Genomic DNA, 8,382 nt, shown 5'->3' with positions numbered 1-8,382 from the left:
CCCTGAATAGTAATCGATAACAATCATACCATGAAAGTGGGTTTTTAGCAACATCTATATGAAAAACTCGCGTTTGTCGTATAGATGTAAATAACATAAAACACTACTATTTTTTAATATTCATACGGTAATAAAGCAAAAAAGCCTGCGCATTTTTTGCACAAGCTTTTGCTTTATATTAGCTAATTTAATTTTAGAATTACTGTTTTATAATATTTATAATAACAACTTATATACAATTTGCTATTATGCAATCCAATTTAGGAATTTCTTTTTTGACAGATATTAATTTTTCATTTTTAAGGAAACAATGTCTGGAATAGGCGGTTGTACAAACTTCATTTCTGGTTGTATTAAAGAATTCATAATTAAATTCAAGGGAAATTCCGTATCTTTTTTAATACTGACACGAACCTGTATTTCATCGTCAAAAAAAACCTGCTTTTTGTATGCGACAGAAATTTCTACCACTGGAGAAATAACTCCCAGTCTTCCACTTTTTTATAGCTGAATCCCATCTGATTCATATAGCCGATTCGGGCTTCTTCCATCCACTTTACATAATTGGAATGATGAATGATTCCCATCTGATCAGTTTCATGATATTGTGCTTTTCTGCAATAAGTATATGTTTTTAGTGATTCCATAAGTTTCCTCTTTTTCTATTATTAGGTTTTTAGGTTTAAAACCGGGTTCATTAATGAGTGATCATGAAGGCTTTTTTACATAGTTCAGAGGATCCTGATTTACGCCATTTACTATCACTCCAAAATGAAGATGCGGACCTGTACTGTTTCCTGTACTTCCCACATATCCAATAATATCACCTTTTGATACCTTATCTCCGACACTCAGCTTTGGATTAAATTTGGACTGGTGCATATATTCTGTGATAAGTCCCTTACCATTATGATTTATCTTAGTATAATATCCTGCACCGCCTGAAGCAGATGGTGATAACATAGCAACAATCGTTCCTGAGGCCGCAGCGTAAATAGGTGTACCCGTTGGAGCAGGAATATCAATTCCTTTATGGTTAGTGGAACCAATTCCGCCTGGTGACTCACGATATCCGAAATAGCTGCTGATATAAGAATAACCGGAGCTTAATGGCCATCTAAAAGAAACACCATTCTGATATCCAGGGATAAGAACACCATTTTCTCCGACATAATTATCATCATCAATCCACTGACTTGTAGCCAGAACACCTGTAGAAGAATTAAGATAATACTTCTCTCCGTCTACTGAAATCCATCCGGTTTCTCGTTCACACGTCGACGGATTCATATAATATTTTTTACCACTTACGGTCAGCCAGCCTGAAGCAAGTACTCCATTTGACTCTGAATAATAATGGGAACCATTCTTAGTAAACCATTTACTACAGGAAAGTTTTCCATCGGATTCAAAATAATATCTTTTTCCTGAAGAAGCTTTCAGAATAATATCGTCATAACGAATGCCATTTGTTTTTTTGAAGTAATATTTATGACCATTGATTGTTTGCCATCCTGTAAGTAATTTACAGTCTGATTCACGAAAATAACGGTAATAGGAATCTGGTTTATAAAAGCCTTTGACTAACTTACCATTTGAACCGGCATAATAATAAGAACCATCCGTTTCTTTATACCATCCACTTGTGACAAGCTGACCTGTGTTTCGGTTAAAAGAATACCAGGATCCTTTAACTTTCAGGCGGCCTTTGGCCATCGTTCCATTTGCCTGAAGGTAATAAGTAGAGTTTCCATTTTTACGAAAACAGTTCTTATACATTTTTCCTTTTTCACTGAAACAATAATAAACATTATTGACTTTATGGAAACCGGCTCTTACTGCTCCGTCATTCCAGAAATAGTATTTATTTCCAGCTGCTGTGGTAATCCAGCCAGTGTACATATATCCTTTTTTCGCATCAAAGAAATAGGTCTTTCCATTGACTGTCTGCCACCCGGTAAGCATTTTTCCTTTGGAGTTAAAACAGTATTTTTTTCCACTGATTGTAAGAATTCCGGCCTTTGCTGCCCCTGTTTTTCCAAAATAATATTTATTTCCGGCAACACTCTGATACCATCCGGTAGCTTTTTTGCCGTTTTTGTCATAATAATACCAGCTACCATTTTTCATTACAAAACCTGTTTGTTTCTTGGTGGTTGTTGCTGCTTTAACTGATACCGTAGAATATTGTGTAATTCCTCCACAAAAAATAAGTGACAGAATAAACAGAAAAACCGGTAAAATAAACTTTTTTTTCTTCATATTACTCTCCTGTCATATATGATCTGAAGCATAATCTCAAAACCATAAAATAGATTCACCGAGAATGATGGTAAAAGGACCGTCATTCTCAAGATCTGCGTGATTTACACGTTGAATCAATAATTTCATTTATTTTTTTCCTGTGTATTTTTAAATTCGAGATATTTATTTTTCAAAAAATGCCACCCTCTTTTTATATATTTCCATATAACCTGCAAAATCTGTAAGATATATTTCCATATAAGCATAACAAACCTGGAAAATGGATTCCATATCTTCATAAAGAAATTATTCCGTTTTTCCTCAAGCTTTTTTCAGAGGATAATCTGTGAGACTCTTCTTTGCGAAATGGAATCGCCTCACCTGTTTCTGTATCCAGACAATCTATGTTTACGTAGGTTTCTTCTTCTACTGGCATTTTTCTGTCAACTAATGAGTGGTCAATCAGCCTCCATACCATAGCGTAAAGTACAGCAAAAACAGGAACTCCTGCGATCATACCAGGAATGCCAAAGAGTCCGCCGCCAATTAAGATGGCAACAATAACCATGAAACTGGAAAGTCCCGTGGATTCCCCGAGAATCTTTGGACCGAGAATATCTCCATCAAACTGCTGAAGAAGCAGAATGAAAATAGCAAAATATAAACCTTTGATAGGATCTACTACCAAAATCAGGAAAATGCAAGGAGATCCGCCGATATAAGGTCCAAAAAACGGAATAACATTTGTTACACCGATAATAACACTGACCAGAATTGGAAATGGCGTATGCAAAAGTAACATTCCGATATAACACAAAACGCCAATGATGGCAGAATCAAGAAGCTTGCCGTATATGAAACCGCCAAAAGTTTTATGAGTGAAACGCATAGAATGAATGAGTGTATTTGCCCATTTGTGCGGCAGTACGGCATATACAAGCATTTTACTTTTGGCAACAAATTTTTCCTTATCTGTTAATACATATAAAGCAACGATTGCACCGATCAGAAAGTTCTTCATGAAAATCAGGATATCAAAAATACCGGCAGAAACATTTTTTAGCATATCCTGCATTTGTGGTAGAATGTTGGTGGTAAGATAATCCTGTGCTTTTGTGGAATACTGATTGATCATGTCAATCATATCAGAATTCATATTCCATCCGTGCTCCACAAAGGAATTAAGCCATTTTTCAATAACTTTCACATAATATGGAAAGCTGTAAATAATGCTCATGATACTTCGGATCAACTGTGGAAGTATCATCATAATTAATGCATAAATAATGACCCAGAATAAAAACATAGAAAAAAGGACACATGCCCATCGAATGGCTCGTCTTCCCTTCTTCTGTAACTGGATATTGTGTTTTTCAAGCTGTGGATAGATCAATTTCTGTTCAAAAAGATTTATCAGTGGACTGAGAATATAGGCTAATATCACACCATAGATAATAGGTGCCATGATCCCCAAAAATGTTTTAATACCCACAATAAGGGTCTTCATATGAAAGATGCCATAATAAAACAGCATACTGGCGGCAATTACCAGAAAAGCCGTCACACCCCAGTGTAAATAGCGGTTATCCAGCAACGAAACTTCATAACGTCCTCCTTTTTATTTAACATGGTACGATTATAACATTTTTTTTTAAGGAATGTTTCTCTTGATTTTATGAAAAATTAATATATAAAAAATATTTGTGATACTGAGGACGAAATAGTTGCTGTTCACTCCGTTCTCAGTATCACAAAATAAACAATAACTCAAATATTTTAAACTACACATAAATCATAATATAGCTCCTGGAGTCAGTATACATAATATAGTTATGGTAAATGTGATATTCGAAAATGAACAGTAAAAAAGAACAGCTTACTCATTTAAAGAGATTCATTTAAAAAATCTTCAATCAAAAATCTTTAGCTGAGCTACTGTTCTTTTTATTATATAAGAGTTTTATTATTTTTTCATAGAATCAAAAATCTCAATTGCCTGAATGATTGCCTTAGCCGCACCATCAATGCCAAGTTTACTACTGTCCACACAGAGATTATAGCTTGCAGCAGCGCCCCACTTTTTGTTTGTGTAGTAGTTATAATAACTGGAACGGCTCTTATCGGTCTTGTTGATCATATCTTTTGCTTCTTTTGCCGTTTTGTTGTGTTTCTGAGAAAGACGGCTGATTCGCCAGTCTGTATCTGCATGTACAAAAACACTGAAGCAGTCTTTGTATTCTGCCAATGCATAGTCTGCACATCTTCCGACCATAACGCAAGGACCTTCTGAAGCCAGTTTCTTAATTGCGTCAAACTGTGCAAGAAATACTTTATGATTCATCGGCATATCAGTAAATCCTGAAGAGGAATATCCAAAGGAATATGTATCCATTACCAATGAATATAAAAAGCTGTTGGTAGGTTTCTCGTCATGATTCTCAAAAAGTTCCTTGCAGATACCACTTTCATTTGCAGCATGTTCAAGAAGCTCTTTATCATAGCATTTAATACCGAAATATTTGGCAACTTCCTGTCCTATCTGTCTTCCGCCACTGCCATATTCACGACCTATTGTAATAATTGAACTTGTACTGTTCATAATATACACTCCCTTCTGTTATGGATTCAATAGAAATATTATACAATACTTTTGCGGAAATGCAAACTATTTTCGCAATTTTTCTAATAATTTAAGAAAGTATTCAGGTAAAGGAGCTGTAAATTCCATATATTGACCAGTGGATGGATGAACAAAGCCGAGAATCATTGCATGAAGTGTCTGTCCTTGTAAATGATAAGGATTTTTCCCTGAACCGTATACTTCGTCGCCAAGCAGAGGATGCCCGATACTTGTCATGTGTACTCGAATCTGGTGTGTTCTTCCTGTTTCCAAGCGGCATTCCACATAGGTGGCATTTTTAAAACGTTCTAACACTTTATAATGTGTAACAGCATCTTTTCCGTTCTTATAGTTAATAGACATTTTCTTTCGGTCAACCGGATGACGTCCGATCGGACCTTCAATAGTTCCTTCATCTTCTTTTAAAACACCTGCCACGATTGCACGATATCTACGCTTAATAGAGTGCTCTTTTAGTTGCTCTGCCAGGTCGCGGTGAGCATTATCATTTTTACATACAAGAAGTGCACCAGTGGTATCTTTATCGATTCTGTGGACAATTCCGGGACGAAGAACACCGTTAATGCCGGACAGATTATCTTTGCAATGAAACATAATTGCATTTACCAGTGTACCAGAAGTGTGTCCGGCACTTGGATGAACGACCATTCCCTTTGGTTTATTTACAATAAGCACATCCTCATCTTCATAAAGAATATCCAGAGGAATATCTTCGGGAAGGATATCCGGTTCTTCCATATCCGGAACTTCCAGGGAAATATCGTCCTGATCCTGAACTTTATAGTTAGCCTTTACAGGAGAACCATTCACCATTATTTTCTGCTCTTTAAGCAGTTTCTGAATATAAGATCGTGATAATTTTTCATTTTTTTCAGAAAGATAGCGGTCAATCCGAATACCGGACTGACCGTCAGAAACGTGATAATTAAGAATTTCCATAGTATTATTCCTTTTTTATTCGTAAAAAATCATAATCTTCATCATTTTTGTATTTAAAACATACCAATATGATAAGCAATACGCCGCTGCATACAACGTAGATATCGGCCACGTTAAATACAGGAAAATCAATAAGTGAAAAATAAATAAAATCTACCACATAGTCTCTGAATACTCTGTCAATAAAATTTCCCAAAGCCCCAGAAACCATTATAAGAGAAGTTATAGTAAGAGGCAGATAATAGGTATTTCGTGGAATCCGAGCATATACATAGGCAAATACACCAAAAAATAAAAGACACAAAATCACAAATACTGGGATTTTACCTTCAAACAGACCAAATGCCATTCCACGATTTTCAAGATAATGTAGCTGAAGAACTCCGGGAATAAGATTTATATCAGGTCTACCTTTCAGATAAGTGAGAACCAGATACTTACTCCCCTGATCCAGAATTGTCAGCGCAAAGATGGCAATACAGCCTAGAAGCCAATGCTTCCAGGCTGGTTTTGTTGAATTTATGCTCATACGAGAATCTCCCCGATTGCCTGAAGTAATTCGTCGTCTGTAACTGTTTTGTCAATAAAACTTTTACCAATTCCGTCCATAAGAATAAATTTGATATGTCCGTCTTCCATCTTCTTATCTTTCTTAGTTGCTGCGAGAATATCTTCGGCTTTCAGTAAATCGACGGAAAGAGGCAACTTATAAGAAGAACATCCATTTCGAATCTCTTCATATTCGTGTTCAGTCAGCAATCCTCTATTCATGGAAAGACAGGCAGCCGCAATCAGACCGATACCGACACACTGTCCATGAAGCAGCTGAAAATCTTTGAGTTTCTCTACGGCATGACCAACTGTATGACCAAGATTTAGAAGAGCACGTTCGCCCTGTTCTTTGGGATCTCGTTCTACTACACCAGCCTTAATTTCACAACATCTGCGAATCATTTTAGAGAGCATACCTAAATCCAGTTCGCTGATTGTCTCTTGATTCTGGCATACAAAGCGGAAGAAATCGCCATCGCAAATCAGACCTGTCTTAAGAATCTCGCCCATACCACAGGTAAATTCACGCTCTGGAAGAGACTGTAAAGTACTCATATTCATATATACAAGACGTGGCTGATGGAACGCTCCTACCATATTTTTATACTGAAGAAAGTCGACTCCGGTTTTACCGCCTACACTACTGTCGACCTGGGCAAGAAGGGTGGTAGGAACCTGAATAAAGTCAATTCCTCTTAAATAAGTTGCTGCACCAAAGCCAGTCAGATCACCTACAACTCCACCACCTAATGCAACCAGAAGACCTTTACGATCCATTTCGTTTTCAATCAGAGTTTTATATAATTCCTGTACAGTAGATAGGTTTTTATTCTTTTCACCGGCTTCAAATTCAAAAGAAAACACACTTGAAGAGATTTCTTGAAAAATTGTTTTGACGGAATCAAGATAAAGTGGTGCTACATGACTGTCTGTTACGATACAGATTTTTCGTCCATCCAGTCCTTCTTCTTTAAGTGCACGGGCAAGATTTTTAAAGTCATTTTCGAAATAAATAGGATAATGAAAATCTCCTTCTCGTTTGACAAGTAATTTCTGTTCTGCCATTTTCTCACTCTCCTTTGATAACTTAAATTGTATAAATATAAAGAATAACATCATCTGCCAATGTACCGACACTAATCTAAAAATGACTTGTTAAGTAACACTGACGGCATTGTTAAGTGTTATAAATAACTATTGAGTAATTATATATAACGTAAAATGCGGACACCGCATCTTCCCTTTTTGGTCTGGTGGGACATACCATCAAAAATAAAACGTCCCTTTCCTCGTACAGAGATGATATCACCCTCTTTGGGTTCATATCCCATTGGAAGTAATCAGTTTTCCATTGACAAAAACCTGTCCTCCTTCGATATAAGATACCATACTGCTTCTGGAAGCTTTAAATGCAAGTGAAATCAATGAATCTAAACGTACAGAAGCACAGGTACCATTAATAGCTTCCAATTTTGGGCGGGGAAGTTCATCAGGGTCGTCTACTTTTGTAATTAAAATATTTGTATGGCGGACACGGCACAGATTATCAAGAAAGAAGTCCGTCATTTTATTCTGGCAGAAAAACCAGGCAGCCTTTTCCTGAACAACAATATCACCAATCACACTTCGCTCTATTCCAAGATTAAGAAGTGCTCCGAGATAGTCACGATGTGTGAGAGACTCGGAAAATTTGATTGCTTTTGGCTCTATTTTAAGGCAGTCAATCGGATATTCCCATGTAAAAGCAAGAGCATCAGGATGAAATGCCACCATCTGACGCTCCGCATTTTCATAGCCCCCGAAAGTTTCCATAACAATCTGGGGAAACTGACGTTTTAGGCTACTGACCATATTCTGCTCATTTAAATTAAGAAAATCCGAAAATGTAACGATATCTCTCTGATAGGAAAGATTAGCTAATTCCCGGATTCTCTTAAGAAAAAGTTCGTCTTTTTCCATTCGGGGATTAATAGCCTGCTCTTACTGACGGAGCAGATCCTCCCAGA

The 8,382-nt window shown here is 36.6% G+C and carries 9 protein-coding genes; all 9 read right to left on the bottom strand.

Annotated elements, in window-relative coordinates; translation table 11 throughout:
* Positions 1-285 precede the first annotated feature (285 nt).
* Positions 286-471 (bottom strand): hypothetical protein, encoded by a 186-nt coding sequence (locus tag AC058W_RS00920; RefSeq protein ID WP_479389568.1) that lies wholly within the window; start codon positions 469-471, stop codon positions 286-288.
* A complete protein-coding gene (locus AC058W_RS00915; RefSeq protein WP_479389567.1) occupies positions 465-647 on the bottom strand; it encodes an acyl-CoA thioesterase in 183 nt (60 codons plus the stop codon). The genes AC058W_RS00920 and AC058W_RS00915 overlap by 7 nt, the downstream gene beginning before the upstream one ends.
* A gap of 61 nt (positions 648-708) precedes the next feature.
* Positions 709-2,262 carry a peptidoglycan DD-metalloendopeptidase family protein gene (locus AC058W_RS00910; protein WP_118610104.1) on the bottom strand — a complete coding sequence of 518 codons (1,554 nt, stop codon included), beginning with the start codon at positions 2,260-2,262 and terminating at the stop codon, positions 709-711.
* 277 nt (positions 2,263-2,539) lie between these two features.
* The gene (locus AC058W_RS00905; RefSeq protein ID WP_479389566.1) at positions 2,540-3,736 is read right to left on the bottom strand and encodes an AI-2E family transporter; all 1,197 of its coding nucleotides are present in this window, start codon (positions 3,734-3,736) and stop codon (positions 2,540-2,542) included.
* A gap of 471 nt (positions 3,737-4,207) precedes the next feature.
* Positions 4,208-4,843: a cytidylate kinase-like family protein gene (locus tag AC058W_RS00900; protein WP_117677188.1), complete on the bottom strand. Its 636-nt coding sequence runs from the start codon at positions 4,841-4,843 to the stop codon at positions 4,208-4,210.
* 66 nt (positions 4,844-4,909) lie between these two features.
* The gene (locus AC058W_RS00895; RefSeq protein WP_118246859.1) at positions 4,910-5,824 is read right to left on the bottom strand and encodes an RluA family pseudouridine synthase; all 915 of its coding nucleotides are present in this window, start codon (positions 5,822-5,824) and stop codon (positions 4,910-4,912) included.
* A gap of 4 nt (positions 5,825-5,828) precedes the next feature.
* Positions 5,829-6,353 carry a signal peptidase II gene (lspA, locus tag AC058W_RS00890; protein WP_117677186.1) on the bottom strand — a complete coding sequence of 175 codons (525 nt, stop codon included), beginning with the start codon at positions 6,351-6,353 and terminating at the stop codon, positions 5,829-5,831.
* Positions 6,350-7,441, bottom strand: coding sequence for a 3-dehydroquinate synthase (gene aroB / locus AC058W_RS00885; protein WP_118246860.1), 1,092 nt, complete (start codon positions 7,439-7,441; stop codon positions 6,350-6,352). The genes lspA and aroB overlap by 4 nt, the downstream gene beginning before the upstream one ends.
* A 255-nt stretch (positions 7,442-7,696) precedes the next feature.
* Complete coding sequence (locus AC058W_RS00880) at positions 7,697-8,335, bottom strand: YlmH/Sll1252 family protein (protein ID WP_479389565.1); 639 nt, start codon at positions 8,333-8,335, stop codon at positions 7,697-7,699.
* Between the last annotated feature and the right edge of the window lie 47 nt (positions 8,336-8,382).

Source organism: Blautia sp. CGZ-1-C1, from assembly GCF_056504575.1.
This window is presented reverse-complemented; position numbering and strand designations above follow the sequence as displayed.